The sequence below is a fragment of the Sphingomonas sp. genome, from assembly GCF_050725575.1.
Lineage (GTDB): Bacteria > Pseudomonadota > Alphaproteobacteria > Sphingomonadales > Sphingomonadaceae > Sphingomonas.
The window spans coordinates 205,438-231,272 of record NZ_JBOHHW010000002.1 but is presented as its reverse complement, the minus strand read 5'-3'; the positions used below and the strand labels follow the sequence as shown (position 1 = coordinate 231,272).

At 67.2% G+C, this 25,835-nt stretch carries 27 protein-coding genes and 1 tRNA gene; 17 read left to right on the top strand and 11 right to left on the bottom strand.

The genetic code is table 11. The features are described from left to right. Window positions 1–18: 18 nt before the first annotated feature. Genes ACRECS_RS02340 through tsaD form a run of 3 tightly spaced genes read right to left on the bottom strand, consistent with a single transcriptional unit; the run spans window position 19 to window position 2,560 of the window. On the bottom strand, window positions 19–555 hold the full coding sequence (locus ACRECS_RS02340) for a DUF1697 domain-containing protein (RefSeq protein WP_431581413.1): 537 nt from the start codon (window positions 553–555) through the stop codon (window positions 19–21). Further along, a complete protein-coding gene (locus tag ACRECS_RS02335; RefSeq protein WP_431581335.1) occupies window positions 555–1,529 on the bottom strand; it encodes an NAD(P)H-dependent glycerol-3-phosphate dehydrogenase in 975 nt (324 codons plus the stop codon). The genes ACRECS_RS02340 and ACRECS_RS02335 overlap by 1 nt, the downstream gene beginning before the upstream one ends. Continuing rightward, window positions 1,526–2,560, bottom strand: a complete 1,035-nt coding sequence (tsaD, locus tag ACRECS_RS02330) for a tRNA (adenosine(37)-N6)-threonylcarbamoyltransferase complex transferase subunit TsaD (protein WP_431581334.1) — start codon at window positions 2,558–2,560, stop codon at window positions 1,526–1,528. Before tsaD ends, ACRECS_RS02335 begins: the two co-directional genes overlap by 4 nt. Window positions 2,561–2,597: 37 nt before the next feature. On the opposite strand from tsaD, the gene hemC reads away from it, so the two are divergent. The 5 genes from hemC (at window position 2,598) to ACRECS_RS02305 (ending at window position 6,430) form a co-directional block, all read left to right on the top strand. Continuing rightward, window positions 2,598–3,527, top strand: coding sequence for a hydroxymethylbilane synthase (gene hemC / locus ACRECS_RS02325; protein WP_431581333.1), 930 nt, complete (start codon window positions 2,598–2,600; stop codon window positions 3,525–3,527). Next, complete coding sequence (locus ACRECS_RS02320) at window positions 3,524–4,186, top strand: uroporphyrinogen-III synthase (RefSeq protein WP_431581332.1); 663 nt, start codon at window positions 3,524–3,526, stop codon at window positions 4,184–4,186. The genes hemC and ACRECS_RS02320 overlap by 4 nt, the downstream gene beginning before the upstream one ends. Window positions 4,187–4,217: 31 nt before the next feature. Beyond that, on the top strand, window positions 4,218–5,120 hold the full coding sequence (locus ACRECS_RS02315) for a hypothetical protein (protein ID WP_431581331.1): 903 nt from the start codon (window positions 4,218–4,220) through the stop codon (window positions 5,118–5,120). A gap of 211 nt (window positions 5,121–5,331) precedes the next feature. After that, window positions 5,332–5,982: a DUF4893 domain-containing protein gene (locus ACRECS_RS02310; RefSeq protein ID WP_431581330.1), complete on the top strand. Its 651-nt coding sequence runs from the start codon at window positions 5,332–5,334 to the stop codon at window positions 5,980–5,982. 58 nt (window positions 5,983–6,040) lie between these two features. Continuing rightward, window positions 6,041–6,430: a hypothetical protein gene (locus ACRECS_RS02305; RefSeq protein WP_431581329.1), complete on the top strand. Its 390-nt coding sequence runs from the start codon at window positions 6,041–6,043 to the stop codon at window positions 6,428–6,430. 15 nt (window positions 6,431–6,445) lie between these two features. On the opposite strand, the gene ACRECS_RS02300 is transcribed toward ACRECS_RS02305, so the two are convergent. Continuing rightward, a complete protein-coding gene (locus tag ACRECS_RS02300; RefSeq protein WP_431581328.1) occupies window positions 6,446–7,240 on the bottom strand; it encodes a DUF72 domain-containing protein in 795 nt (264 codons plus the stop codon). A 145-nt stretch (window positions 7,241–7,385) separates the two neighbouring features. Between ACRECS_RS02300 and ACRECS_RS02295 the strand changes: the two genes are divergently transcribed. From ACRECS_RS02295 to ACRECS_RS02260, 8 genes are all read left to right on the top strand, one after another. After that, complete coding sequence (locus ACRECS_RS02295) at window positions 7,386–7,964, top strand: DUF4337 domain-containing protein (protein WP_431581327.1); 579 nt, start codon at window positions 7,386–7,388, stop codon at window positions 7,962–7,964. Between the two features lie 277 nt (window positions 7,965–8,241). Beyond that, on the top strand, window positions 8,242–9,444 hold the full coding sequence (locus ACRECS_RS02290) for a glycosyltransferase family 4 protein (RefSeq protein ID WP_431581412.1): 1,203 nt from the start codon (window positions 8,242–8,244) through the stop codon (window positions 9,442–9,444). Window positions 9,445–9,639: 195 nt separating this feature from the next. Beyond that, window positions 9,640–11,169: an ATP-binding protein gene (locus ACRECS_RS02285; protein ID WP_431581326.1), complete on the top strand. Its 1,530-nt coding sequence runs from the start codon at window positions 9,640–9,642 to the stop codon at window positions 11,167–11,169. Beyond that, entirely contained in the window at window positions 11,166–11,846 is a 681-nt protein-coding gene (locus tag ACRECS_RS02280) for a response regulator (protein ID WP_431581325.1), read from the top strand. Before ACRECS_RS02285 ends, ACRECS_RS02280 begins: the two co-directional genes overlap by 4 nt. A 19-nt stretch (window positions 11,847–11,865) precedes the next feature. After that, window positions 11,866–12,570, top strand: coding sequence for a hypothetical protein (locus ACRECS_RS02275; RefSeq protein ID WP_431581324.1), 705 nt, complete (start codon window positions 11,866–11,868; stop codon window positions 12,568–12,570). Window positions 12,571–12,602: 32 nt separating this feature from the next. Next, complete coding sequence (locus ACRECS_RS02270) at window positions 12,603–12,977, top strand: hypothetical protein (protein ID WP_431581323.1); 375 nt, start codon at window positions 12,603–12,605, stop codon at window positions 12,975–12,977. A 329-nt stretch (window positions 12,978–13,306) separates the two neighbouring features. After that, the gene (locus ACRECS_RS02265) at window positions 13,307–13,588 is read left to right on the top strand and encodes a GNAT family N-acetyltransferase (protein ID WP_431581322.1); all 282 of its coding nucleotides are present in this window, start codon (window positions 13,307–13,309) and stop codon (window positions 13,586–13,588) included. Then, window positions 13,585–14,997: an MFS transporter gene (locus ACRECS_RS02260; RefSeq protein WP_431581321.1), complete on the top strand. Its 1,413-nt coding sequence runs from the start codon at window positions 13,585–13,587 to the stop codon at window positions 14,995–14,997. The genes ACRECS_RS02265 and ACRECS_RS02260 overlap by 4 nt, the downstream gene beginning before the upstream one ends. Window positions 14,998–15,025: 28 nt before the next feature. On the opposite strand, the gene ACRECS_RS02255 is transcribed toward ACRECS_RS02260, so the two are convergent. The 6 genes from ACRECS_RS02255 to ACRECS_RS02230 form a co-directional block, all read right to left on the bottom strand. After that, window positions 15,026–16,165: a GDSL-type esterase/lipase family protein gene (locus ACRECS_RS02255; protein ID WP_431581320.1), complete on the bottom strand. Its 1,140-nt coding sequence runs from the start codon at window positions 16,163–16,165 to the stop codon at window positions 15,026–15,028. Next, window positions 16,162–16,737 (bottom strand): TetR/AcrR family transcriptional regulator, encoded by a 576-nt coding sequence (locus tag ACRECS_RS02250; protein ID WP_431581319.1) that lies wholly within the window; start codon window positions 16,735–16,737, stop codon window positions 16,162–16,164. The genes ACRECS_RS02255 and ACRECS_RS02250 overlap by 4 nt, the downstream gene beginning before the upstream one ends. A 61-nt stretch (window positions 16,738–16,798) precedes the next feature. Beyond that, window positions 16,799–18,052 (bottom strand): adenosylmethionine--8-amino-7-oxononanoate transaminase, encoded by a 1,254-nt coding sequence (locus tag ACRECS_RS02245; RefSeq protein ID WP_431581318.1) that lies wholly within the window; start codon window positions 18,050–18,052, stop codon window positions 16,799–16,801. Further along, window positions 18,049–18,678, bottom strand: coding sequence for a dethiobiotin synthase (bioD, locus tag ACRECS_RS02240; protein ID WP_431581317.1), 630 nt, complete (start codon window positions 18,676–18,678; stop codon window positions 18,049–18,051). The genes ACRECS_RS02245 and bioD overlap by 4 nt, the downstream gene beginning before the upstream one ends. A gap of 8 nt (window positions 18,679–18,686) precedes the next feature. Continuing rightward, a complete protein-coding gene (locus ACRECS_RS02235) occupies window positions 18,687–19,811 on the bottom strand; it encodes an 8-amino-7-oxononanoate synthase (RefSeq protein ID WP_431581316.1) in 1,125 nt (374 codons plus the stop codon). A 119-nt stretch (window positions 19,812–19,930) separates the two neighbouring features. Then, window positions 19,931–20,005, bottom strand: a tRNA-Gly gene (locus ACRECS_RS02230). A 193-nt stretch (window positions 20,006–20,198) separates the two neighbouring features. Between ACRECS_RS02230 and ACRECS_RS02225 the strand changes: the two genes are divergently transcribed. From ACRECS_RS02225 to ACRECS_RS02215, 3 genes are read left to right on the top strand one after another with little or no spacing between them, the layout of a single operon-like run. Further along, a complete protein-coding gene (locus ACRECS_RS02225; RefSeq protein WP_431581315.1) occupies window positions 20,199–21,095 on the top strand; it encodes a tetratricopeptide repeat protein in 897 nt (298 codons plus the stop codon). Further along, window positions 21,092–21,730 (top strand): LON peptidase substrate-binding domain-containing protein, encoded by a 639-nt coding sequence (locus ACRECS_RS02220; protein WP_431581314.1) that lies wholly within the window; start codon window positions 21,092–21,094, stop codon window positions 21,728–21,730. Before ACRECS_RS02225 ends, ACRECS_RS02220 begins: the two co-directional genes overlap by 4 nt. A 10-nt stretch (window positions 21,731–21,740) precedes the next feature. Next, complete coding sequence (locus ACRECS_RS02215; protein ID WP_431581313.1) at window positions 21,741–22,145, top strand: hypothetical protein; 405 nt, start codon at window positions 21,741–21,743, stop codon at window positions 22,143–22,145. Here ACRECS_RS02215 and ACRECS_RS02210 read toward each other — a convergent pair. Continuing rightward, window positions 22,142–23,359, bottom strand: coding sequence for a UbiH/UbiF/VisC/COQ6 family ubiquinone biosynthesis hydroxylase (locus ACRECS_RS02210; RefSeq protein ID WP_431581411.1), 1,218 nt, complete (start codon window positions 23,357–23,359; stop codon window positions 22,142–22,144). The two genes, ACRECS_RS02215 and ACRECS_RS02210, sit on opposite strands and share 4 nt — an antisense overlap. A gap of 147 nt (window positions 23,360–23,506) precedes the next feature. Between ACRECS_RS02210 and ACRECS_RS02205 the strand changes: the two genes are divergently transcribed. Then, window positions 23,507–25,810, top strand: coding sequence for a DNA translocase FtsK (locus ACRECS_RS02205; protein WP_431581312.1), 2,304 nt, complete (start codon window positions 23,507–23,509; stop codon window positions 25,808–25,810). Window positions 25,811–25,835 lie beyond the last annotated feature (25 nt).

Here is a 25,835-nt window from a genome sequence, read left to right as displayed (position 1 = left end):
CGCGAAAGTGAATCGGCGCTATGGCTCAAGCAGCACGGCGAGCTTCGCCACCGTGTTCCAGTTGCGCGCGGTGGCGACCTTGGGGAATTTCGCCTTGTTCATGCTCTGGAGCAGTTTCGAGTCGCGCATCTGCTGCTGGCCGAGAAAGTCGGTATAGAGTTCGCGCTCCGCCGCGTGGAGCCGCTCGGCACCGTCATGGACCTCGGCCAGCCGCGCGATCCGGTCGGGCGGAAAGGGGTCGCGGTGGAAGGTGACCAGCACATGGCTGGGATGGTCTAGCGCCGCATCGGCAAAGGGATTGGCGGCGATGACGGCGCGGATCTCGGCCAGATCGCGCACCATGACGTCAGTCTTCAGGCCGTGCCGCTCCAGCGCCGCCTCAAGCATCGTCTCGAGCTCGGGTCCCGGTTGCGCCGCATCGAACAGGACATTGCCCGAGGCCAGCAGCGTCTCGACGCGTGTGAAGCCCAGTCCTTCGGCGATTGCCTTGAGGTCAGACATCAGCAGCTTGCGGCCGCCGAGATTGACCCCGCGCAGCAATGCCGCCCGGCGCATCACGCTTCGCGCGTCAACGGCCGGGCAAGCAGCGCCCCGACCACCTCGCGGACATCGGCGCCGTCAAGCAGCGCACACACCGCGTCGACCACCGGCATCGCCACGCCGACCGCGCTGGCCGCCTGACACAGCACCGGCGCGGTGAACGCGCCCTCCGCCACGGTGCGGCGGTCGGCGAGCATTTCGCTCGCGCTGCGCCCCTGCCCCAGCCCGATGCCAAGCGAGAAATTGCGCGAGCTGGTCGAGGAACAGGTCAGCACCAGATCGCCGAGCCCGGACAGGCCGGCCAGAGTCTCCGCCCGCGCGCCGCGCGCCAGGCCGAAGCGAGTCATTTCGGCAAAACCGCGTGCGATCAGCGCGGCGCGGGCATTCTGGCCAAGCCCCGCGCCCTCGACCACGCCGCAAGCAATGGCGAGGACATTCTTGACCGCGCCGCCAATCTCCGCCCCGATGACGTCATTCGAGGCGTAAGTGCGGAACGCCGGCCCGGCGAGCCGTTCGGCCAGCGCCGTGCCAAGCGCATCATCCTCACAGGCGAGCGTCACGGCGGTCGGCTGGCCGGCGGCGACTTCATGCGCGAAGGTCGGCCCGGAGAGCACGGCGATCGGCGCCTGGGGATGGACCTGGCCGGCAACCTGCCCGACCAGCAATTGCGTGCCCGCCTCGATCCCCTTGGCGCACAGCACCAGTGGCGTCGCCCCGCTGTCGATCTCGGCCAGTACCGAGCGGACATGCTGCGCCGGCGCGACCACCAGCAACGCGTCGCAGCCCGACAGGTCGCCCAGCACGCCGGTAGCGCGGATCGTGTCAGGCAAGGTCACGCCGGACAGGAACACCGAATTCTCGCGCCGTGTGTTGATTGACGTCACGACGTCAGGTTCGCGCGCCCAGAGCAGCACGGGCTTACCGCCACGCGCCGCAACCTGCGCCAGCGCGGTGCCCCAGGCGCCGCCGCCAATCACGCCAATCTTCATGCCTTTACCCCCGCGCCACGCACTGCCTCCGCCGCCGGATCGAGCGGCCAGCGTGGCCGCGCCGCGATATCGAGCGGATCGGTGAACCCGGCGGCAAAGCGTTCCGCGCCGGCCCAGGCGATCATCGCGGCATTATCAGTGCACAGCCACAAGGGCGGCGCGACGAAGCGCAGGCCGTTGGCGGTGGCCAGCCCCTCAAGCGCCGAACGTACCGCTTGATTGGCCGCAACGCCGCCCGCGACGACCAGAGCGGTCGCACCCTGCGCCCTGTCGAGCGCCCGAATGGTGCGGTCGAGCAGGCAATCGACCACGGCGGCCTGGAACGAGGCGGCGATATCCTCCGCACGCCAAATGCCGGCATCGCGCGCGCGCGACACCGCGCTTTTCAGCCCGGCAAAGGAGAAATGCGGCTCGGCCGAGCCCTTGAGCGGCCGCGGCAGCGGCACGGCGTTGGGATTGCCCGCCAGCGCCGCGCGTTCGACCGCCGGACCGCCGGGAAAGCCGAGGCCAAGCAGCTTGGCGGTCTTGTCGAACGCTTCGCCTGCCGCATCGTCGATGGTGGTGGCGAGCCGGCGATAGGCGCCGACCCCCTCGACCAGCAGCAGCTGGCAATGCCCGCCCGAGACGAGCAGCAACAGATAGGGAAAATCGAGATCGGGATCGGTCAGCCGCGGGCTGAGCGCATGACCCTCGAGGTGATTGACCGCGACCAACGGCTTGCCGGCGGCGTGCGCCAGCGCCTTGCCGGTCACCAGGCCAACCATGACGCCACCAATCAGCCCCGGCCCGGCGGTCGCGGCGATGGCGTCAACCTCAGCGAGGGAGACGCCGGCATCGCCGAGCGCACCCTCGATCAGCGGCATCAGCGCCTCGACATGCGCGCGCGCGGCGATTTCCGGCACGACGCCGCCATAGGGGCGATGCGCGGCTTCCTGCCCGGCAAGACGATGCGCGAGGATACGCCGATCGCTCGTCACGAGCGCGGCTGCGGTTTCGTCACAACTGGATTCAAGGCCGAGGATCAGCGCCACGGCTTTCCTCTAATCCCATCGCCCGCTAGCACAAGCCATGCCTTCTGCTTTGTCTACTCCGTTCCGTCTCGGCACCCGTGGGTCGCCGCTTGCCCTGACTCAGGCGCGCATGGTGCGCGATGCGCTGTGCGCCGCGCATGGCTGGCAGGCCGATGATATCGAGATCGTCACCGTGATCACCACCGGCGACCGGGTGCAGGACCGCGCGCTGGCCGAGATCGGCGGCAAGGCGCTGTGGACCAAGGAGCTCGACCGCGCGCTGCTCGCCGGCGAGATCGATGCATCGGTCCATTCGATGAAGGATGTCGAGACGATCCGCCCCGGCAGCATCGCGATCGTCGCGATGCTGCCGCGGGCCGATGTGCGCGACCGGCTGATCGGCGCGACGGGGCTTGGCGATATCCCGCATGGCGGCACCGTCGGCACCAGTTCGCCGCGGCGCAGCGCCCAGATCATGCGCTTGCGTCCCGACCTGAAGGCGGTGGTGTTTCGCGGCAATGTCGATACGCGCCTCGCCAAGCTGGCGGCGGGCGATGTCGATGCGACCCTGCTTGCCGCCGCCGGGCTCGACCGGCTGGGGCGCGACGATATCGGCACCGCGATCCCGGTTGACGTCATGCTGCCGGCCCCGGCGCAGGGTGCGGTGGGGATCGAGACGCGCGCCGACGATGCGCGCGCGATCGGGCTGATCGGCGCGATCGACCATGTGGAAACGCATCGCTGCGTGCTGGTCGAGCGGGCGCTGCTCGCCGCGCTGGATGCCGATTGCCATTCGCCGGTCGCGGCGCTCGCACTGATCGCGGGCGACGAGGTAACGCTGCGCGCCGAACTCCTCTCCGAGGACGGCAGCGAGCATGTGACCGGCACGGCGAGCGGGCCGGTCGACGATGCCGGGCTGGCCGGGCGGCTTGCGCGCGACCTGCTCGACCGGGCGCCGGCGGCGGTGCGGGTGTTGTTCGCGGCATGACCCGCCCGGTGGCGGTGCTGCGGCCCGAACCGGGCAATGCGGCGACCGCCGCGCGTGCCGACGCGCTGGGGCTGCAAGTCATTCGCTTGCCTTTGTTCGCCGTGACGCCAGTCGCCTGGGTCGTACCCGACGCTTCGGCTTATGATGCCCTGATCCTGACCAGCGCCAACGCACTGCGCCATGGGGGCGAGGGATTGACGGGTCTGCGCACGCTGCCGGTATTCGCCGTGGGCGACCGCACGGCCGAGGCGGCGCGCGCGGCAGGATTTGACGTCATGACGACGGGCATTGCCGATCTGGCGGCGCTGCTGGCGCTGGCCGAGGCGCGGGGCATCGCCAGGGCGCTGCACCTTGCCGGACGGGACCGTGCGCCGGGAGAGAGCGCAGTGATCCGCCGCGCGATCACTGTCTATGAAAGCAATGCGATCGCGATTGCGCCCGATGCGATCGGGGCACTCGAAGGATCAGTCGCGCTGCTTCATTCCGCGCGGGCAGCCCGGCGGCTGGCGGCGCTGATCCATAACCGCAAGACGATCCGCATCGCCGCGCTGAGCGAGGCCGTCATCGACGCCGCGGGCCAGGGCTGGGCCGGCCAGGCCGTCGCCGCCCGGCCCGATGACGACGCTTTGCTCGCCGCCGCCCGGACGCTCGCCGATTGACCGGGCGAGCGCGCGCAGGGATAAGGCGGACATGACCGACATGCCGATCAATCCCATTGCCCCGGCACCCGTAACGGCCGCCGCCGGGTCCTCGCCCCGATCCTCACGGCGCAGTCTTGCGATCATCGCCGTGCTGGCGTTCCTCGGCGGGCTGACCGTGACGGCCGCGGTGCTGCATTATCAAAGCCGCTGGTTTCCCGCGCAGAACGTTGCGGTGGTACCCAAGGGGCAATTGCCCGTGGTTGTGGTCCCGGCGGCCGGCGCACCGATCGCGACCGCGCCAGTGATCGACCTTAACGCGCTGTCGTCGCGCGAAACCGACCTTGCCGCCCGGCTCACCGATCTGGAGGCGCGGACGGCACGGATCAGCAGCGACGCGCAGGCGGCATCGGGCTATGCGACCCGCGCGGAAGGCATGATGATCGCCTTTGCCGCGCGCCGCGCGCTCGATCGCGGCCTGTCGCTCGGCTATGTCGAACAACATCTGCGCGCGCGTTTCGGTACCACCCAGCCGCGCGCGGTGGCGGCGATCCTGCAGGCCGCGCGCGAGCCGGTGACGATCGCCGAGCTGCGCGCCGGGCTCGACGGCATCACCCCCGAGCTGGTGACCGGCGCGCGGAGCACCGGCTGGTGGACCAGTTTCCGCCGCGAACTGGGCAATCTGGTGGTGCTGCACCAATCGACCACGCCCTCGCCGCTGCCGGTCGACCGGCTCGCCCGCGCGAAGCAGATGCTCGAACAGAACAAGGTGGAGGCAGCGCTGGCCGAAGTGGCGCGGATGCCGGGCGCGGCCCAGGCGACGCGCTGGACCGCCGCCGCGCGGCGCTATATCGGCGCACGCCGCGCGCTCGACACGATCGAGGCCGCCGCGATCCTCGGCCAGTCGGGCGCGGCCGACCTGCCGGACAATGATCCAGCCGCCCCGGCGAACTGACGCCGCGCAGCGATCCTGCGCCAGGCTCATCGGCCCGCCACCGATACGCCTCACTCAGCCCGTCGCGCGACGGGCCGCTTTCGCATCGGCTGGTCGCGCGCGATTAACATCGTTTACCTTTTGTTAACCATCTCGGCATACCCCTTGGTAACCCGCTGGCACCCCTTCGCTGTGGCGGTCTTGTACTTTTACCGCTGAAGGACCAGCCGATATGAATCGTGCTCTGTTGACGCTTGCCCTGATTGGACCGCTGACGGCGGGTTGCGCGACGACGCGGGCCCATACGAGCGTGGTTGTCGAGGCGGCGGTACAGAGCTCGGGCTGGGAATCGGTCGCCACGCCGGCCGATCTCGAGCGCATCAACGCGCTGCCCGAACGCTGGGCCAAGGCCCGCGCGGCCGTGCCGAAACGCTTCGCCGGCAAGCTGGCCGCCGAGGGACCGCTGGTCCAGCCCGACGCGGCGCTCGACTTGCCCGCGCTTCCGCCGGGCCCGTATCGCTGCCGCCTGATCCGGTTCGGCGGACGCGCGCCCTTTACCAGCTTCGCGCCCGATATCTGCTATGTGGAAGGGGACACCAAGAGCCTGTCCTTCACCAAGCAGACCGGCACCATCCTGCCCGGCGGCTGGCTCTACGCCGATACCGGCAAGCGCCAGATCTTTCTCGGTACGTTCCGCAACGGCAGCGAAAAGATCGCGCCGTCCTATGGCCATGACTCGGCGCGCGACGTCGCCGGCGTGATCGAACGCGTGGCGCCGTTCCGCTGGCGGCTGGCCCTGACCCAGGCCGGCAAGGGCGCATTGCTCGACGTCTATGAGCTCGTGCCGATGCCGCCGAGCGTGCCGGGCAGCTCGGCGCGGTAGGATCATCTGCAATAGCCGGCGGTTGCGGACGACCGTGGCCACTGGCAATCAGGCATCCATGAAGATGCGCGCCCTCTATCTGACGTCATTGTTGCCGCTTGCCCTTGCCGCCTGCCAGCTCGCCGCGAATATCGAGGTGTCGGGCACGGTGTCGGCCGCGGTCTTCATCATCCAGGAAGAAGGGCTTTTGTGGTCGGGCCCTGCGACGTTCGATGAGCTGGCCGTCGTTTCGGCCGCGGACGGCCATCAGTGGCGCATGACAGCGAAGAATAATTGCGCGGAGAAAGCGCCGAGGATTGTCTACGGCCAGATTCCCGCCGGTTTCACCGCGGATCGCCCGGCGCCGGCCCTGAAGGAAGGACGATCCTATGACGTCTTCGTTTCAGGGTGCGGGCGAATAGGCAAAGCATCATTCAGGATCATCGGTGGGCGCGTCGTATCGATATGAGCCGACGGCCGGTCGCTACTCCCTGACCCGATCGATCAGCGCCATCGCTCCCGCCGGGGCACGCACCTTCGCGCCGTTGATGAAGAAGATGAAGCTGTCGCGCGGCGCCGCTTTTGGCGCCCCCGATCCGGCATAGGGCAGGCCGTCCGGCTGTCCGCCCGCCGCCCAGGTCCGCGCGGCATCGGCCCAGCGGTCGAGTTCGGCGGCGGTATAACCGGTCGCCACCTCTTCCTGGGCATTTTCGAGCCGGGCATAGACGAAATCGCCGCTGACGTCAGCGATCGCCGGATAGTCGGCGGAATCGGCATAGACGATCGCCACCCCGGCGGCGCGGCACAGGTCGATGAATTCGGGCACCGCGAAGCTTTCGTGCCGCACCTGGACGGCGTGGCGCAGTTTCACACCGTCCTGGCTGTCCGGCAGCAATTTCAGGAATGCGCCGAAATCATCCGCGTCGAATTTCTTGGTCGCCATGAATTGCCACAGGATCGGGCCGAGCTTGTTGCCAAGTTCGGTTATGCCCTGGCCGGTGAAGCGCGCGATCGACTCGCCCGCCTCGGCCAGGATCTTGCGGTTGGTGCAAAAGCGCGACGCTTTCAGCGTGAAGACGAAACCGTCGGGCGCCGCCTTGGCCCAGCCCTCGAACGTCGCCGGCTTGAACCCGCTATAATAAGTGCCGTTGACCTCGATCGCGGTCATCTTGCCGGCGGCATATTCCAGCTCGCGCTTCTGCGGCCATTTATCGGGAAAGAATGTGCCGCGCCATGGCTCATAGGTCCAGCCGCCGATGCCGATCCGGATGTCACCCATTGTCGTGCTGCGTGTCATCGGGCCAGACTAGCGGGAAAATCGGCGCGATGAAACGGCGCCGGCCGGCCCTGCCGCTTCATGACGAAAAATTCATTGGCGAACGCCGCCCCGACGACCGACATCCGGCGCCAGGATGGAGAATCCCATGGAAGTCGAAGTCAGTGCCGAAGCCAAGGACAAGCGCCTGAATCGCTGGGTCGCGATCACCGTCGTGATCCTGTCGGTGTTCATGGGGCTGGGCAATATCAAGGACGGCAACATCGTCCAGGCGATGCAGCAGGCCAAGGCGGATTCGGTCGATCGCTGGGGCGAGTATCAGGCGACCAAGACCAAGACGCATATCGCCGAGACCGCGCGCAGCGAGATCGCGATCCTCGCCGCCACGATTTCGCCCGCTCTTCCCGCGGCGAAAGCCGCGACGGCCACGCTTGCCGAGACTGATGCGACAATCGCCAAATACCACGCCGAGGCGCCGACCCTCGCCAAAGAGGCGCAGGGTTTTGCCGACCAGTATGACGCGCTCAACGTCCATGACGACCAGTTCGATGCGAGCGAAGCCCTGATCTCGACCGCGATCTCGCTCGCCGCCGTCGCCGCGCTGACCGAGAGTTTCGGCCTGATCGCCGCATCCTGGGCGTTCGGTGCATTCGGCATCTTCATGGGCGTGTGCGGTTTTGCCGGCTGGGCCTTCCATCCCGACATATTGAGCAATTTCCTCGGCTGATCCGCGTTTTCGCAACAAGCCCGGCGTGCCGGCATAAAAATTCCATAATAACGCCGCGCCCGCGCCCGGGTTTAGGTCCACCCGCCTTGTTCAAGGCGAGTAAAGCGTATGATCGACCCTGTTGGACGGCGCCGTCGGCGCAACCTGTCCGCAATGTTCCCGGCGAAGAGAGGCTGATATGCGTGCCTCCGCAATCGCCAAGGGCGGCAACAACCTCAGCGCCTATGCCAGGCACCGGCCCGCCGGTTCGGCACTGTTCGACCGTTACGACGCGGCCATGCCGCGCGGCGTGGAAACCCCCGGGCCCGATGCTCCTGTCGGGACGCGCGCCGACGGGTTGCGTGTCGCGTTGTTCTCCGGAAACTATAATTGCGTCCGCGACGGCGCCAACAAGGCGCTCAACCGGCTCGTCGCGCATTTGCTCGACCGGGGCGCCGCGGTCCGGGTCTATTCGCCGACCGCGCCGGTGCCGGCCTTCACCCCGGCAGGCGATCTTGTCCCGGTCCCGTCGATCGCGATTCCGGGCCGTCCCGAATATCGGCTGGCGACCGGCCTGCCGGCGCGGATTCGCGACGATATCCGGCTTTTCGCCCCCAATATCGTGCATCTCTCGGCGCCGGACCTGCTGAACCTGAAAGCGCGCCGCTTCGCCCGGTCGATGGGCGTTCCGGTGGTGGCGAGCCTGCATACCCGCTTCGACACCTATTTCGCATATTATGGCCTGGGGCTGCTGCGCCGGCCGGCGACCGCCTTGCTGTCGCATTTCTATCGCGGGTGCGACATGGTGCTGGCGCCCAACCGGTTCGAAGCGGCCGGCCTTGAAGAGATGGGGGTCGAGCCCGGCGCGATCCGCCTGTGGGGACGCGGCGTCGATACCGAGACATTCACCCCCGCCCTGCGCGATCCGGCATGGCGCCGGGCGCAGGGATTCGCCGACGAAGATATGGTCCTGCTCTTCTTCGGCCGGCTGGTGCTGGAAAAGGGCCTCGACGTCTTCGCCGATACGGTCGGCGAGCTGCGCCGGCGCGGCCACCGCGCGCGCGCGCTGGTCGTCGGGATGGGCCCGGCCGAGCAGCATTTCCGCGAGCGGCTCGGCGACGCGGTCTTTGCCGGCCATCTCGAGGGGCAACAGCTCGGCCGCGCGGTCGCCAGCGCCGACATCCTGATCAATCCCAGCGTCACCGAGGCGTTCGGCAACGTCAATCTCGAGGCGATGGCCGCCGGCCTCGCCATTGTCAGCGCCAATGTCGGCAGTGCGCGCGCGCTGATCGACGACCGGATGACGGGCCGGCTCGTCGCCCCCAACCCGGCCGACCTGGCCGATGCGGCCATGGAGCTGATGCTCCGCCGCGGCGAGCGGGCTGCGCTCGGCCGGGCGGCGCACCGTGCCGCCTGCGATTATCGCTGGTCCGACATATTGGACGGCGCGATCGCCTCCTATCATGTCGCCAGCCGGCTGGCCGGCCCGGCGACCGGATAGATCGCGAGCGAGGTCGCGGGACCATTACTATAATATTTTTATGCATGGACCTCGCCGCCGCGTGACGACAATCATGATCCCGGCCGATCGGTCCGGCCGGGCGCCCCCTCAGGCCCGGGCCGGTTCCGATGCCACCTCACCACGGCGGTGGGTCTATACAGCCCCGACCCGCCGCCGTGGACCAGAGAGTGAATGATGAGAACCGCGATCCCTGCGCGACGCGCGCCCTATCCCAATCTGATCGGCACGATCTCCGCGCTGCCCGATCGCCGCGAATTTCTCTCGACCGTGGCGATCATCGCGGTCACCGCCGCCAGCGCGGCGCTGGTCGGCCATGTTTATGGCGAGGTCGCAGCGGCACTGATCTTCGTGCTCGGCATCACCATTGCCGGGGCGTTTGGCGGCCTGATCTGCGCGCTCGCCGCCGCGGTCGTCGCCTTCCTGACCTATAATTTCTACCTCACCGAACCGGAGCTGACCTTCCGCCTCGCCACCGGCCGCGACGTCGCCCCACTGGTGATCTTCAACCTGTGCGCGGTGGTCACCGGCATATTGGCGGGCCGGCTGCGCGACCATGCCGAGGCGGCGCGCGATAGCAACGAGCGGTTGCGCAGCCTGCTCGACCTGAGCCGCAGCCTGCAATCCGCGCTGCGCCAGCAGGAAATTGCCGCGACCCTGTCCGGCTTCGCCGCCAGGACCCTGGGCGGCAACGCCGTGCTGCTGCGCCGCGACGAGGGCCGGCTGGTACCGGTCGGCAGCGACGATCTGGCAGCCGAGACGCGGATCATGGCCGAAGCCGCAATCGCCGGCGGCGCAACGGTCGAAACGGAAAACCGCCTGATCCATCCGCTGCGCGGCGGCGATGACGTGTTCGGCGCAATCGTGCTGGAGCAGCCCCCGGCGCAGAAGGCGCGGCGCAAGGTCGACGATGCGCTGCTTGACGCCAGCGGCAATATCGTCGCGCTGGCCGCCGAGCGCGCCTTGCTCTCCGAACAGATGGCCGAACGCCATGCCGCCCTTCGTGCCGAGGAGCTGAAATCCGCGCTGCTGTCCTCGGTCAGCCATGATTTCCGCACCCCGCTGACCGCGATCAGCGCCTCCGCCTCGAGCCTGATCGCGTATCGCGACAAGCTCGATGCCGAAACATCGAGGCGTCTGCTCGCCGGGATCGTCGAGGATTGCGAGCGGCTCAATCGCTACACCGCCAACCTGCTCGAGATGAGCCGGCTCGAAGCGGGCGGGGTCGCCGCCACATTGCAGGTGCTAAGCGTGGCGGAGATGATCGGCGCGGCGCTGCAGCGCGTCCGCGCCCGCGCGCCGGAGCGGCTGATCCTGCGCACCGACTGTCCCGAGGACCTGCTGGTGGCGGCCAATCCCGCCTTGTTCGAGCTGGTCCTGATCAACGTCATCGACAATGCCATCCTGTACAGCCCGGCCGAAGGGCGGATCGCGATCCGGACCGAAAAAATCGGCGGCCGCTGCCGCGTCGAGATCGCCGATGAGGGCGAGGGCATTCCGGCGAGCGAGCTGGAGCGCGTGTTCGAGCGTTTCTACCGCGTCCCCCGTTCGGAGGTGTCACCGCGCGGCAGCGGCCTCGGGCTCGCCATCGCGCGCGGTTTCGTCGAGGCGCTTGACGGCACGATCGAGGCGCGGCGGCCGGGCATCGGCGACAAGGGCAGCTGCATCGTCATCCAGCTGCCGCTGTGCGAGGCGACCGGGCCATGAGCCATATCCTGCTGATCGACGATGAGCCTTCGCTCGTCGCGGTGCTCCGGCCGGTGCTGGGCGCGGCCGGCTATAGCGTCACCATCGCGATGGATGCGCGGTCCGGCATCGCCGCGATGGCGGCGCAGCAGCCCGATATCGTCATCCTCGACCTCGGCCTGCCCGACATGGATGGCCAGCAGGTCATCACCACCATGCGCGCGACCAGCGATGTGCCGATCATCATCATCTCGGCACGGCACCAGGAAGGCGAGAAGATCGCCGCGCTCGACGGCGGTGCCGACGATTATGTCAACAAGCCGTTCGAGATCGGCGAGCTGATGGCCCGCATCCGCGCCGCGTTGCGACGGCACGGTGCGGGCGGCGATGCGCGCAGCAGCTATCGCCACGGCGAGCTCACGGTCGATCTCGCCACGCGTCATGTCGCGCTGGCCGGCGATCCGGTGCGTTTGTCGCCCAAGGAATTCGCGCTGCTCGAGACATTGGTCGGCAGCGCCGGCCAGGTCGTCACGCACAAGCGCCTGCTGATCGCCGGCTGGGGGTCGGAGGCGGCGGACAGCCAGTATCTGCGCGTCTATGTCGGGCTGCTGCGCCAGAAGATCGAGGAGGATCCCGGCGCGCCGCGCCTGATCCTGACCGAACCCGGTGTCGGCTACCGGCTGGTCGCGCCGCAATGACTGACCGGAGTCACTGGTCATGATCGAACTGCGCCCGCTCGACTCGCATGGCCGAACCCGGGACGAGCGGATCGATGCGGTCCACCACCTCGCCTTCAGCGCATTCCAGGATCTGCGCCGGATCGACTGGGGCGACCTGGTGACGCTCAACCACAATATCCTGCCGCCGCGCGGCGAGGTTCGCGCCCAGCCGATCGACGGAGTCGAGAGTCTGGCCATCGTGCGCAGCGGGGTGATCGCGCATAGCGGCATTTTCGGACCGAGATGCCGCGCGGTGGCCGGCGAAGTGATGCTCGTCTCCCCCGGGCGCGGCATGGAGCATGGCTATTTCAATCCCGGCGCCCGCCCGGCCGATTATGTCGAGCTGCGCATCCGTGCCGATGCGCTGCCGGATCGCCCGATGCACCGGACGACCCGCTTCCCGACACGCGCGCGGATCGACGAGGCGGTGGTGATCGCCAGCCCCTGGCCGGAGGATCGCAGCGCATTGCGGCTACACGGGGCCGCACGCGTCCATGCGGCGCGGATCAAAAGAGGTTCCGAGATTCCACTCCGGTTCAATCCGGGTGCGATGGCCTATGCGGTGGTACTCGCCGGCCGGGTGCGCGTCGGCGATCTCACGCTGGGGGCCGGCGATGGCTGTGCCATACGTCATGAGCGGGCACTGACCCTGTACGCACTCGACGCAGCGCACGTCCTGGTGGTCGAGACGGTGTCGCTATGAGAATGGCGTGTTGCGCTGCCACGCTGCTTCTCATGCTCACCGCCGCATGCGACCGCGCGCCTCAATCCACCGATCAGGCCCGGCAAGCGCGTCACAAGCTTGGACTCGAGCGGATCGACCGGGCGGCGTATTGCACGGCCGTGACGAAAGCCGTTTCCAGTTTGGCGACGCCGGCGCTGCGGCGGCAGGCGGAAGCGCTCGGCCTTGATGACGTCACGGCCCAGTTCGCAACCCGCTGGCAAACGGTGCTGAAGCAGCAGGCCCGGCTTGCCCGGGCCGATACCAATGACATCTCAGCCGCGATCGATCGCAATCAGATCATCATTCGCACCACGGCCGATTTGAAAGCGGTTGCCGACGATGCCTTCACCTGTGCCGGCGAAATCGAGCGATCCGGAAACGATTGATCGCGCCGATTCAAAACCGTGCCCGATCCGGGCAGCATGGCGCAATGCGGGACCAGCGATGGTTTCGCGGCGCTCTTTCTCATGTTGAAGACTGGACGACCTCCCTGTTTCAGCGAAAACAGGGAGCGGAATCTCCCTGTTATGCGGGCGAAACTCCCTGTTATGGCCATAACAGGGAGCGGCCTCGTAACCCACTGGGATTACTGGACGAATTTGATCAAAACACCCCCTTTTTCGCCTGAAACGCCTGAAAAAATACCGAACAGGGAAATAACAGGGAGAACAGGGAGCGATATTGCCCCGGCGCCGGAAAGCGGCGACAAACCGGCATGGCCGATATCGTCAACAACACCGCGAAGCAGCGCTACGAACTTCACCAGGATGATGCGCTCGCCATCGCCGCCTATGAACGGCACGGCGATGTGGTGGTCTTCACCCATACCGTGGTGCCGGGCGCGCTGCAGGGCAAGGGCATTGCCAGCCGGCTGATCAAGCATGCGCTCTACAACGTCCGCGCACAGGGGCTGAAGATCGATCCGCAATGCGAGTTCGTTGCGGCCTATCTCGATCGCCATCCCGAGGAACGCGATCTGCTCGCGGACGCCGGGTGAGCACCTCGCTGCCCACACCGTGCGACCAGGCCGCGACTGGCCCGGGCGGCACGACCGGACATCCCAACTGGACGCTTGTCGCGACGATCCTGGCGTCGAGCCTCGCCTTTATCGACGGCTCGGTGGTCAATGTCGCGCTGCCGGCGATCGGACGGAGCTTCGGCGGCGAGGCAGCCGATTTGCAATGGACGGTCAACGCCTATCTGCTGCCGTTATCGGCGCTGCTGCTGCTCGGCGGTGCGGCGGGCGATCATTTCGGGCGGCGGCGGATGCTGATCGCGGGCACGGCGCTGTTCGCCGCCGCGTCGATCGCCTGCGCGGTGGCACCGTCGCTTGCCGTGCTGCTCGCGGCGCGCGCGGTGCAGGGGATCGGTGCGGCAATGCTGATGCCCAACAGCCTGGCGATCCTCGGCAACGCCTTTTCCGGCGAAGCGCGCGGGCGCGCGATCGGCACCTGGGCGGCGGCGGGCGCGATCGCCAGCGCCGGCGGACCGCCGCTCGGCGGCTGGCTGGTCGACGGGCTGGGCTGGCGCTTCATTTTCCTGCTCAACCTGCCGGTCGCGGCGGGCGCGATGCTGATCGCCTGGCGCTATATCGGCGAGAGTGCGGAGGGCGAACAGCCACTCGACTGGCCCGGCGCGCTGCTTGCCACCGCCGCGCTCGGCACACTGACCTGGGCGCTGACCCTGTGGTCGAGCCATCACGAGGCGAGTATGATGGTGTGGGCCGGCACCGGCGCCGGCATCGGGCTGCTTGGCCTGTTCCTGCTCACCGAGCATCGCCGCGGTGACCGCGCGATGATGCCGCTGTCGCTGTTCGGCTCGCGCGCCTTTGTCGGCCTGACCGCGCTGACCTTCCTGCTCTACGGTGCGCTTGGCGGGCTGCTCGTGCTGCTGCCTTATCTGCTGATCGTCGGCGGCGGCTACACCCCGTTCCAGGCCGGCATGGCATTGCTGCCCTTTTCGATCGTGATCGGCGGCGCATCGCGGCTGATGGGCCGGACCACCGAGCGGATCGGCCCGCGCTGGCCGCTGACCATCGGCCCGGTGGTGACCGGGATCGGTTTCGCGCTGATGATGCGGGTCGATCCGCAGGCGAGCTACTGGACCAGCGTGCTGCCCGGCATGGTGGTGATCGCACTCGGCATGGCCGGCGCGGTCGCGCCGCTGACCACCGCGGTGCTGTCCTCGGTCGATGAGCGGCACACCGGCACCGCCTCCGGCTTCAACAGCGCGATCGCCCGCACCGGCGGCCTGATCGCCACGGCATTGACCGGCGCCGTGATCGCGCAGGTCGGCGCGGCGCTGACCTCCGCCTTCCAGGCGGCGGCATTGATCTGCGCGGTGCTCGCGGTGGCGTCGGGCGGCATTGCCTTTCTGACCCTGGACGGCGCGACGCGGCGGGACTGACGTCAGGCCGGAGTTGCGCGGCGCAACTTCACCGGTTCAACAATCCCAACCTTGCAAAGCGTTCGCCGATAAGCCGGTGCGTCGCTGCATCGGGATGCAGCCGGTCAGGCAAGGGCAATGCCGCGTGATCGGCATCGCCATACAAGTCCCGCCCATCGAGATAGTGAACGTTGGGATCGCTTGCCGCGCGCTGTTCCACAACCTGCGCCAATGCGGTGCGGATGACGCCAAGCGTCAGCTTGCCGCTCGCCACATCCGCCGGGTCGCCCGTCGCGCGAAAGCGAAGCTGCCCCTCGGCAAAATCGGGTGCAGCTGGCCCGGGGGTATCTTCGTGGATCGGACAGAGGATTGGTGACACCATCAGCAACGGCGTCGCCGGATGGCCGTCACGGATCGTATCGAGGAAACCATGGACCGCAGGGCCAAAGGCGCGCAGCCGCATCAGGTCGGCATTCACCAGGTTGATGCCGATCTTCACACTGATCAGGTCCGCCGGCGTGTCGCGCATGACGCGCGCGACAAAGGGATCGAGCAAGGCGCCGCCGCCAAAGCCCAGATTGACCAGCTCGACACCGGCAAGCGTGGCGGCAACGGCCGGCCAGGTGCCGGTCGGACTGGCGGCATCGGAGCCATGGCTGATCGAACTGCCATGGTGCAGCCACAACGGCGCGGCGCGCTCAGCACTGGCCTGAACCCGGGCATTGGTGCGCAGCGCAACAAGTTCGGTGGCTTCATTGTGCGGCAGCCAGAGCTCGATCTGCTTCACGCCCGCAGGGAGATCCACGAAGCGCAAGGTGCCGGCAGGCCCGGCTTCGGTCGTGGTGGCGCCGGTCGCCATGTCGATATGGAGAATGTTGCCGCCATCCAGGCTGGCCTGCGCCGCCAGCCGGCCATCGATGCACAGGTCATAAACGCCGGGCGGACGCGGCGGCACGCCCGCATAGAGGCGGCGGGTGGCAAGCGCATCGAGCTCGATCGCCGTCGCACCGGTGCGAAAGACGAGCCGCACTCCCGAAGGCTGGGCTTCGACCATCGCCAGTTGCGGGTCGGTACACTGCGAACGCGCCCAGGCCGGCAGGCGGTGCGGCAGCACGCCGTGGCTGGTCCGCTCCAGCTCGATTGCGCCGCGCATGATGTCCGATGTGATCGGTGTGGTGAACCAGCTCACCCTGACACCTGTGGCCAATGCCGCAGAACGGCATCCAGCGCCTCCAGCGTCCGCCCCCAGGAGTCCTGCGGGTCAGGCGCGCTGTGGCTGAAGCTCCCGCCAAGCTCCAGCGTGGCAAAGCCGAGAAACACACTGCCCAGCAACCGGACGGCATGGGTCTGCTCCGGCTCGGCCAGGTCATAGCCGCGCAGGACGGCACGGATCATCCCGGCAAGCCTGACGCCACCGCTGGTCGCGGCGGTTTCGCTATCGAGCGAAAACCGGGTTGCGGCAAAAAGACCGGGATGCGTGCGGGCGAAGTCGCGATGGACGTCGGCCAGCGCGACCAGTGCTTCCTTGCCCGACCTGCCGGCCACCGCATCGGTCGCAAGGTCGGCCAGTTCGCTGAGCGCCAGGAGCGCGACCCGCGTTTTCAGATCATGCGCACTGGCCACATGCGAATAGAGGCTGGCGACCTTGACGTCGAACAGCTTCGCCAGCGCCGATGGCGTCACGGCGTCAAACCCCGCTTCGTCGGCCAATGTCGCGCCGGCGCGAACCAGCCGCTCCGTCGTCAATCCGGCGCGAACCATGAAATCTCCATCCTAAATCTATTAGCCAGTTTGCCTAATATCTTTAGGCTAGTCAACTATGTCAGGATCTGAACGTCTCAACCGCCTGCGTGATAGCGGTATGGATCGCCCCAAGATCGCTGTCGTCGGTGCAATAAGGCGGCATGACATAGACGGTGTTGCCGAGCGGCCGGAGCAACAGGTCGCGCTCACGGAAAAAGCCTAGCAGCCGCGGGCCAAGATCGGAGAGATAGCCGTCTTCACCCTCGATCTCGATTGCCGCGATCGTCCCGAGCACGCGCGCGCCGCGAATGCCGTGCTGCCCGGCAAGGCTATCGATCCAGGCCTGCTGGCGGCGACCGAGATCGGCGATTCGCTCGCGCACCGGTTCGTCGCGCCAGATCGCGAGATTGGCATTGGCGGCCGCGCAGGCGATCGGGTTGGCGGTGTAGCTCGACGAGTGGAAGAACATCCGCGCGCGGTCCGCCGCATAATGCGCCTGGAACACCGGCTCGCTCGCCATGGTCACGGCAAGCGGGAGGGCACCGCCGGTCAGCCCCTTCGACAGGCACAGGATATCGGGCACCACATCCGCCTGCTCGCACGCCAGCAAGGTGCCGGTGCGCCCCCAACCGGTCATCACCTCATCGGCGATGAACAACACCCCATATCGCGCGCAGATGCGCCGCATCTCGGCCAGCACGGTCGCGACATAGAAGACCATGCCGCCCGCGCCGAGCACCAGCGGCTCGACGATGAACGCCGCCGGCCCGGTCCGGCAAACCGCCTCCAGCGCATCGAGCGTGTGCTGCTCCGCCCCGGCAACTGGAAAGGGGATCGTCGCCACATCGAACAGCAATGGCTCATAGGCCTGATTGAATACGCCGCGCGCGCCGACCGACATCGCGCCGATCGTGTCGCCATGATAGCTGTGCTGCATCACCACGATACGGTCGCGCCGCTCGTCCCGGCTGCGCCAGTAACCGAGCGCCATCTTCAGCGCGACCTCGACGCTGGTCGATCCCGAATCGGAGAAGAAGACACGCGTGAGCGCCGCCGGCATGATCTCGCACAGCCCGCGCGCGAGCGATTCGGCCGGCTCGTGCGTCCAGCCGGCGAAGATGATCTGGTCGAGCTTTCCGGCCTGCTCAGCGATCGCCGCCATGATGCGCGGATGGCGGTGGCCATGCGTGGTCACCCACCAGGACGAGATCGCATCGATGATCCGCCGGCCATCGGCGGTATGGAGTGCGGCGCCCTCACCGTGCGTGACCAGCGGGATCGGCTCGCCCAGCCCATGCTGAGTGAAGGGATGCCAGACGGGCGAACCGCTCACTGGAAATCCTTGAGAGTGAAATGGGCCTGGAATGCCGCCGCCAGAGTCGTGGCGTCGAGCTCGGGCAGATGCGGCAGCCGGCCGAGGCGGCGCACCGCGCCGAGACGGGCAATGGTCGCTTCGCTGTCCTCGACCGCATCGCCGATAAAGGCGATGCCGAGAATCGGCACGTCGCGCCGCCGCAGTGCCTCGATCGACAACAGGCTGTGGTTGATGGTGCCCAGTCCGGTGCGCGCGACCAGCACCACCGGGTATTGCCAGCGCGCGAACAGGTCGGCGAACAGAAGGTCCGGCGTGATCGGCACGAGCACGCCACCCGCGCCCTCGATGACCAACGGCCCGTCGATCGCCGGGATCGCCAGCCGCTCGATATCGATCGCAACGCCGTCGATCTGCGCGGCGCGATGCGGCGAGCAGGGTGTGGTCAGCCGGTACGCCTCGGGCAGGATGCGCTCGGCCGGAAGCCCGCCGAGCCGCGCCACCGTCGAGGTATCGCCGCCCTCGTCCAGTCCTGCCTGGACCGGCTTCCAATAGGATGCGCCGAGCGCTGCGGTCAGCGCGGCGGCGAACACCGTCTTGCCGACATCGGTATCGGTCCCGGTGACGACGATCGTCCGATTGCTCATTGCCCCGTTCATTGCAGGGCGTCCCGCAGAGCCTCGGCCAGCGCGTCGATCTGCGCTGGCGTCACATTCAGCGTCAGCGAGATGCGCAGCCGCGCGGTGTTTGCGGGCACAGTCGGCGGGCGGATGCCGCGGACATCGAAGCCGGCGGCCTGCACCGCGCCGGCAACCCGCATCGTCGTCGCATCGTCGCCCAACACCAGCGGCAGGATCTGCGACCCGGTGGGCGCAACGCCGACCGGTGCGAGCACCCGTTCCGCATGGGCAACCAGCGAACGGAGCCGCTCGCGCCGCTCCGGCTCATCGGCAAGGATCACCAGGCTTTCGCGCGCCGCCCGCGCCATCAGCGGCGACGGCGCGGTGGAGAAGATGAAGCCGCGGCCCCGATTGACCAGAAAATCGCGCAGCACGGCAGGTCCGCACAGCAAGGCGCCCTCGCAACCCAGTGCCTTGCCGCAGGTGCGCAGGGTCAGGACGTTCTCGCGCCCCTCAAGCTCGTCCGCCAGCCCGCGCCCCATCGTGCCGAACACCCCGGTCGCATGCGCCTCATCGATCAGCAGAAAGGCATCGAGCCGGTCCGCCAGATCGGCCAGCGCAGCGAGCGGCGCGCGGTCGCCGTCCATACTGTACAGGCTCTCGACCGCGATCCACGTGCGGCCAGTGCCGCCGGCACGCCGCCAGCGCGCGATCTCGTCCTCGAATGCGCCGACATCATTATGCGGGGCGGAAACATGGTCGGCACGGCTCAGCCGCATCCCTTCATGTGCACTGGCATGGACCAGCGCATCATGCACCACGAGATCGCCGCGCTGCGGCAGCGTCGCGAACAACGCAGCATTGGCGACATAGCCGCTGGAGAAGAACAGAGCCGTTTCCGCACCGAAGAAGCGCGCGGCCTCCTGCTCAAGCACTTCATGCTCCGCATCATTGCCGCGCAACAGCCGCGATCCGCCCGACCCAATCGCCACGCCCTCGCCCAGCGCCGCAGTCACCGCATCGCGCAAGCGCGACGATGTGGCGAGCGCAAGATAGTCGTTGGAGGCGAAATCGACGCCACGGCGCGGGACGAGCGACCGCAGCCGGTCCTGAGCCGCGAGCTGGGCGAGATTTTCCTGATGGACCGACAGCATCGACATCGCCGTTCGGTAGCGACGCGATTCGCCGCTGGCGAGCCCCGGCGTCGATCGGCATCGTGGAGAGTCCGGACGGTATCGTCGCGATCGCAACGAACGGCAGTTCTCGATTTTTCGAAAACTGGAGCGGGCGAAGGGATTCGAACCCTCGACCCCAACCTTGGCAAGGTTGTGCTCTACCCCTGAGCTACGCCCGCTCTGGCGCCTGACCGGTCACGGACCGGGCGGGTAAGGCGGTGGCCTCTAGCAGCGGCTTTCCGGTCCGGCAAGCCCCAACTCGGCCGCCTTCGCATTCCCAACGAAAAGGGTTGGCTTGAGCCCCCAAGCGCCCACATAAGGCCCCATACCCGGACAGCTGCGATATTGGAGTGTGACTTGGCTACCCTTGGAATGAGCGCCGTTGACCGCGAAGCCGTGGAGGCTTTCCGCCGCGACGTGGTCGAGCCGTCGATGACGAGCCTCGTCATCATCGATTTCTGGGCCGAATGGTGCGGACCGTGCAAGGCGCTGACCCCGATCCTGGAAAAGGTCGCCGCCGCCTATGCCGACAAGGGCGTGGTGCTGGCCAAGGTCGATACCGACAAGAATCAGTTCATCTCGTCCCAATTCCAGATCAAGTCGATCCCGACCGTCTATGCGATGTTCCAGGGACAGCTGGTCGCCGACCTGACCCCGGCGCACACTGAATCGCAGCTTCGCGTGATGCTTGACCAGATCCTCAAGCAATTGCCGATCCAGAGCGAGGCCGCGAGCCTCGAAGCCGAGCTCGAGCCGCTGATCGCAATGGGCGAGCAGGTGCTGGCCGAAGGCGATGCCGAACGGGCGCTGTCGGTGTTCGATCAGCTGGCCGAGATGGCGCCGGATCACCCGGCAGTGCTGTCGGGCCGCTTGCGTGCGCTGGTCGCAGCGAATCGGGTCGATGAAGCCGATGCGGCGATCGCCGCACTGCCCGAGGAGATGGCCAAGCTGCCCGAGATCGAGCGCGCGAAATCGGCGCTGGCGCTGGCGCGCGACGCCAGGCCGGTCGATGATCTCGCCGGGCTGGCGGCGGAGGTCGCGGCCAATCCCGACGATCATGCCAAGCGATTCGAACTCGCCGGCGGGCAGATGGCGACGGGCGACCGCGATGCGGCCGCTGATTCGCTGCTCGCGATCATTGCCGCCGATCGCACCTGGAACGAGGGCGCAGCGCGGACGCAATTGCTGAAATTGTTCGACGTCGTGGGGCTCGAAGACCCCTGGGTATCGGCGCAGCGCCGCCGTTTGTCCGCGATCCTGTTCGGATGAACGACACGCCCCGAAACACGCGCCTGTCCGTCTTTCCATTGGCGGGCGCGCTGCTGTTTCCGGGGATGCATCTGCCGCTGCACATCTTCGAGCCACGCTATCGCGCGATGATCTCCGATTCGATGGCGCGCGACCGGCGAATCGGCATGATTCAGCCCCGCCCGAATATGGGCACGCGTGGCGAGCCACCTGCGCTGTTCGACATCGGCTGTGTCGGCAAGATCGGCGAATTCGAGGCGATCGAGGACGGGCGCTACAATCTCGTACTCGAAGGGCTGTCGCTGTTCCGGATCATCCGCGAACTCGACGTCACCACGGCGTTCCGCCAGGTCGAGGCCGAATTGCTGCCAGTATCGGCCGAAGCCGAGATATTATCGCTCTCCCGCCGCTCCTCGCTGGAGATGGAATCGCGCCGCTTTGCCGATTCGCAGGGCTATGCGGTCGACTGGGAAGCGGTCACCCGGCTCGACGACGAGGCGCTGGTCAATGGCATCGCCCAGATCGCACCGTTCGACGTCGCGGCGAAACAGGCCCTGCTTGAAGCCCAGGGTATCGAAGACCGCGCCGAGCTGATCATCCAGCTGATGCAATTCTTCGGCCGACATGACGGCGAGGATTCGGTGACGCTGCAGTGAGCGTGGGTCGATGACTCACACCAGCGCGGATGACCTTAGCGGTCGATGGGACGGCATCTTCAACTATCCCCGCGGGCCCGGATCGAACCATTTCGTCGCCATATTGCGCGATAGCGGCGGCATATTGGTGGGGGAAACCACCGAACAGAGCGATGCATCAGGTGATCGCGGCGCGACGCTCATTGCCTGGATCGAAGGCCGGCACGATGGCGGCAAGGTTAGCTTCGTGAAGTCATACGATAAACCGACCCGTGCGCATTATACGGTTTCGTACCAGGGATCGGTCAGCCCGGACGGTAACGAGATCAACGGAATCTGGGATATTCCGGGAATCTGGTCGGGCACGTTCATCATGGTGCGTCCCGCAGGCAAAGCCATTGCCGCGGAGCAGGAAATCGCCGAACCGGTCCGCTAGACCATCAACCCCTGCAGCAGTTTCGGCACTTCACCGCTCTCTCCGCGTGCCTCGGCCATGAAGCGATCCTTGAGCGGCGGCAGTTTCTGCACCGCCGACAAGCCGAAGCGACGCGCCGCATTGGCGGTCTTGCCGGGGATGCCGAACAGGCGCGTCAGCCCGTCGGTGGCGATCGACACCATCAGCGTGTCGAGGCTGCGCCAGCGCTGATAGCGCGCGAGCAAGGCCGGGTCGCCGAGATCGAGGCCAATTCGTTTCCCCTCGACCAGCACCTCGACCAACGTCGCGACGTCGCGGAAGCCGACATTGACGCCCTGGCCAGCGATCGGATGAATGCCGTGCGCCGCATCGCCGACCAGCGCGAGCCGGTCCGACACGATCTGCGCCGCGTGGTGGAAGCCAAGCGGATAGCTTGAGCGCCCGCCCAGCGGCCCGAGCGTACCGAGAAATCCGCCCATCTTCTTTTCCGCCTCAGCCAGGAAGCCGCGATCGGACAATTTCATCATGCCCGGCGCTTCATGGCGCTTGACCGACCAGACGATCGCCGAGCGATGGCCTTGCGCGTCGTCGTTAAGCGGCAGAATCGCGAACGGCCCCTGCGGGTAGAAGATCTCGAACGCCACATTCTCATGGCTATGTTCGTGATAAAGCGAGGTGACGATCGCGGCGTGATCATAGGTCCAGCGCGCCACGCGGATGCCGGCGGCATCGCGGGTCGGCGAATTGCGCCCCTCGGCAGCGATCAGCAGCGGCGCCGAGATGGTCGCGCCTGAATCGAGCGTCGCGGTGACGCCATGCGAGCCGCGGTCGACCGCCACGGCACGCGTCTTCATGCGCAAATCCACGCCGGGCGCCGCACTGGCCGCCGCGAACAGAGCGCCGCGCAGCAGCCGGTTCTCGAACATATGGCCAAGTGCGCCGTCATCGGCATCGGGTTCGAAGTCGAGCGCACCGGGTTCCAGCCCGTCGCTGACCCGAATGCCCTGGATCGGGCAGCCATGGCCGGCGAGCCGGTCGACCACGCCGATCGCACTGAGCATCCGATAGGGCGCGCTGGCGATCGCCGAAGCACGGCCATCGAATCCGGCAGCCAGGATCACGTCCGGGTCGGCGATATCGACCACGATCGAGCTCAGCCCATGGGTATCGAGCGCCACTGCAAGTGCGCTGCCGACCAGCCCACCGCCCAGGATTATCACATCGGCTGTTTCCATGACCGTCCTGTAACGCTCAGCTGAGGCGCTGCCAATGCGCTCCAGGGTCGTTAGCGTTGACGTCATCAGTCTGACGCCATTTGCTTGACGGGGGAGTCGACAAGCGCGATCATTGCGGAACAGACAGCGGACAGACGGGGATAACACATGGCGAGCCGTGCGCAGCCACCGCTTTGGCGCGAAACGATGAAGGCAGGTGCGGTGCGCAGCAGCGCGCTGCTCGGCGCGATCACCTTGTTCACGCTGACCATTTTGATGATCATTGCGCTCGCCAGCTATCATTCGGGCGATCCGTCGCTCAATACAGCGTCGGGCGGTCCGGCCCAGAATTGGCTCGGCACTCCAGGCGCCTGGTTCGCCGATCTCGCCTTCGCACTGTTCGGGCCGCTGCCCGCCATATTGCTTCTGCCGGTTGCGCCGATCCTCGCGATGCGCCTGTGGCGTGGGGTTTCCGCGGGGCGCTGGCGCCGGATGCTGATCGGCGCGGTGATTGGCGTCGCACTGATCGGTACAGCCTTGTCGTTCGTGTCGGCATCATCGGTGCTGGCTCTGCCCGCCGGATGGGGCGGGCTGATCGGCTTGTCGCTCGCCGACCTGCTGCGCTGGGGCATCGATTTCATTGGCGATCCGGTGGTGATCCTATGGACCGGGCGTGGTGTCGGCCTGCTGGCCGGCGTGGCGGGCGCGGTGGTCTATGTCCGCGCGCTGCAAATCAGCCTGGCTGAGCGCGACTGGCAACAATTGCTGCCGTTCAAGGCCGATCTGAGCATCCCCGACCAGCAGGTGCTGGCGCCAGAATCGCCCCGCACGCCGTCGCGCAAACCCGAGCCGCGGCCGATCGCCATGCCCGATCCCCGGCCCGGCCCGGTGATCGCCGAACGCTCGCTTGCGCCGTCGGTCGCCAAGCCCAAGACCAAACAGGCCTCGTTCGACCTGGGCGACAATTCGCAATTGCCGCCGCTCGACCTGCTCAAGCCGGCGCCGCCGGCGCCCGGCGGGCCGATCGACAAGGCGGCGCTGGAGCGCAATGCCCGGCTGCTCGAATCGGTACTCGACGATTTCCACGTCAAGGGATCGATCATCAACATCCGCCCCGGCCCGGTGGTGACGATGTACGAACTGGAACCGGCATCGGGGATCAAGGCAAGCCGGGTGATTCAGCTCGCCGACGATATCGCGCGCAACATGTCGGCAATTTCCGCCCGCGTCGCGACGATTCCCGGGCGCACCGTGATTGGCATCGAATTGCCCAATGCGCGGCGCGAAACGGTGGGCTTGCACGAACTGATCGGGTCGCAGACCTTCGAGGACCAGTCCGCCTCGCTGCCGCTGGTGCTGGGCAAGAACATTGCCGGCGATCCCGTCATCGCCGATCTCGCGCCGATGCCGCATCTGCTCGTTGCGGGCACCACCGGCTCGGGCAAGTCGGTCGGACTCAACTGCATGATCCTGTCGCTGCTCTACCGGCTGCGGCCCGACCAGTGCCGGATGATCATGATCGACCCGAAGATGCTCGAATTGAGCATGTATGAGGATATCCCGCATCTCCTCGCCCCGGTCGTCACCGACCCCGCCAAGGCGGTCCGCGCGCTGAAATGGGCGGTGGAGCAGATGGAGGACCGGTACCGGCAAATGTCGTCGGTCGGCGTGCGCAGCTTGGCGAGCTTCAACGAGAAGGTCCGCGCCGCCCGTGCCAAGGGCCAGCCGCTCGGCCGCCGTGTGCAGACCGGCTACGACCCGGATACGCGCCAGCCGGTCTATGAGGAGGAAACGCTCGACTTCCAGCCGCTGCCGCAGATCGTGGTGATCGTCGACGAACTCGCCGACCTGATGATGACCGCGGGCAAGGAAGTCGAATTCCTGATCCAGCGGCTCGCACAAAAGGCGCGCGCAGCCGGCATTCACCTGATCATGGCGACGCAGCGTCCGTCGGTCGACGTCATCACCGGTGTGATCAAGGCCAATCTGCCGACGCGAATCAGTTTCCACGTCACCTCGAAGATCGATTCGCGCACCATTTTGGGCGAGCAGGGCGCCGAACAGCTGCTCGGCAAGGGCGACATGCTCTACATGCCCGGCGGCAAGGGCGTGGTGCGCGTGCACGGTCCGTTCGTGTCCGACGATGAGGTACGCTCGGTCGCCGATCACTGGCGCGCCCAGGGCCGGCCGGATTATATCCAGTCGGTCACTGAAGAACCCGAGGACGGTTTCGTCCTCGACGGCACGCCGACCGGCGAGGATTCGGCCGAAGACCAGCAATATCGCTCGGCGATCCAGCTGGTGGTCGAAAGCCAGAAGGCATCGACCTCCTGGCTGCAGCGTCAGCTACGCATCGGCTATAATTCGGCCGCACGGCTGATCGAGCGGATGGAGAAGGACGGCATCGTCTCGCGCCCCGACCATGTTGGCCGGCGCGACGTGCTGCGCGACCGCGACGGGAACCCACTGTAGCGCGAACGGTTCAGAGCGGGTTCAA

Excerpts from the sequence above, each read along its gene's own strand:
- ACRECS_RS02300 (WP_431581328.1), bottom strand. The coding sequence starts at position 7,240 with ATGGGTGACATCCGGATCGGCATCGGCGGCTGGACCTATGAGCCATGG.
- ACRECS_RS02320 (WP_431581332.1), top strand. The coding sequence starts at position 3,524 with ATGACCCGCCCGGTGGCGGTGCTGCGGCCCGAACCGGGCAATGCGGCG.
- ACRECS_RS02235 (WP_431581316.1), bottom strand. The coding sequence starts at position 19,811 with ATGTCGATGCTGTCGGTCCATCAGGAAAATCTCGCCCAGCTCGCGGCT.
- ACRECS_RS02270 (WP_431581323.1), top strand. The coding sequence starts at position 12,603 with ATGCTCACCGCCGCATGCGACCGCGCGCCTCAATCCACCGATCAGGCC.
- ACRECS_RS02315 (WP_431581331.1), top strand. The coding sequence starts at position 4,218 with ATGACCGACATGCCGATCAATCCCATTGCCCCGGCACCCGTAACGGCC.
- ACRECS_RS02280 (WP_431581325.1), top strand. The coding sequence starts at position 11,166 with ATGAGCCATATCCTGCTGATCGACGATGAGCCTTCGCTCGTCGCGGTG.
- ACRECS_RS02250 (WP_431581319.1), bottom strand. The coding sequence starts at position 16,737 with ATGGTTCGCGCCGGATTGACGACGGAGCGGCTGGTTCGCGCCGGCGCG.
- ACRECS_RS02220 (WP_431581314.1), top strand. The coding sequence starts at position 21,092 with ATGAACGACACGCCCCGAAACACGCGCCTGTCCGTCTTTCCATTGGCG.
- bioD (WP_431581317.1), bottom strand. The coding sequence starts at position 18,678 with ATGAGCAATCGGACGATCGTCGTCACCGGGACCGATACCGATGTCGGC.
- ACRECS_RS02290 (WP_431581412.1), top strand. The coding sequence starts at position 8,242 with ATGCCGCGCGGCGTGGAAACCCCCGGGCCCGATGCTCCTGTCGGGACG.
- ACRECS_RS02285 (WP_431581326.1), top strand. The coding sequence starts at position 9,640 with ATGAGAACCGCGATCCCTGCGCGACGCGCGCCCTATCCCAATCTGATC.
- ACRECS_RS02310 (WP_431581330.1), top strand. The coding sequence starts at position 5,332 with ATGAATCGTGCTCTGTTGACGCTTGCCCTGATTGGACCGCTGACGGCG.
- hemC (WP_431581333.1), top strand. The coding sequence starts at position 2,598 with ATGCCTTCTGCTTTGTCTACTCCGTTCCGTCTCGGCACCCGTGGGTCG.
- ACRECS_RS02225 (WP_431581315.1), top strand. The coding sequence starts at position 20,199 with ATGAGCGCCGTTGACCGCGAAGCCGTGGAGGCTTTCCGCCGCGACGTG.
- ACRECS_RS02305 (WP_431581329.1), top strand. The coding sequence starts at position 6,041 with ATGAAGATGCGCGCCCTCTATCTGACGTCATTGTTGCCGCTTGCCCTT.
- ACRECS_RS02275 (WP_431581324.1), top strand. The coding sequence starts at position 11,866 with ATGATCGAACTGCGCCCGCTCGACTCGCATGGCCGAACCCGGGACGAG.
- ACRECS_RS02335 (WP_431581335.1), bottom strand. The coding sequence starts at position 1,529 with ATGAAGATTGGCGTGATTGGCGGCGGCGCCTGGGGCACCGCGCTGGCG.
- ACRECS_RS02295 (WP_431581327.1), top strand. The coding sequence starts at position 7,386 with ATGGAAGTCGAAGTCAGTGCCGAAGCCAAGGACAAGCGCCTGAATCGC.
- ACRECS_RS02210 (WP_431581411.1), bottom strand. The coding sequence starts at position 23,359 with ATGGAAACAGCCGATGTGATAATCCTGGGCGGTGGGCTGGTCGGCAGC.
- ACRECS_RS02215 (WP_431581313.1), top strand. The coding sequence starts at position 21,741 with ATGACTCACACCAGCGCGGATGACCTTAGCGGTCGATGGGACGGCATC.
- ACRECS_RS02205 (WP_431581312.1), top strand. The coding sequence starts at position 23,507 with ATGGCGAGCCGTGCGCAGCCACCGCTTTGGCGCGAAACGATGAAGGCA.
- ACRECS_RS02340 (WP_431581413.1), bottom strand. The coding sequence starts at position 555 with ATGCGCCGGGCGGCATTGCTGCGCGGGGTCAATCTCGGCGGCCGCAAG.
- ACRECS_RS02265 (WP_431581322.1), top strand. The coding sequence starts at position 13,307 with ATGGCCGATATCGTCAACAACACCGCGAAGCAGCGCTACGAACTTCAC.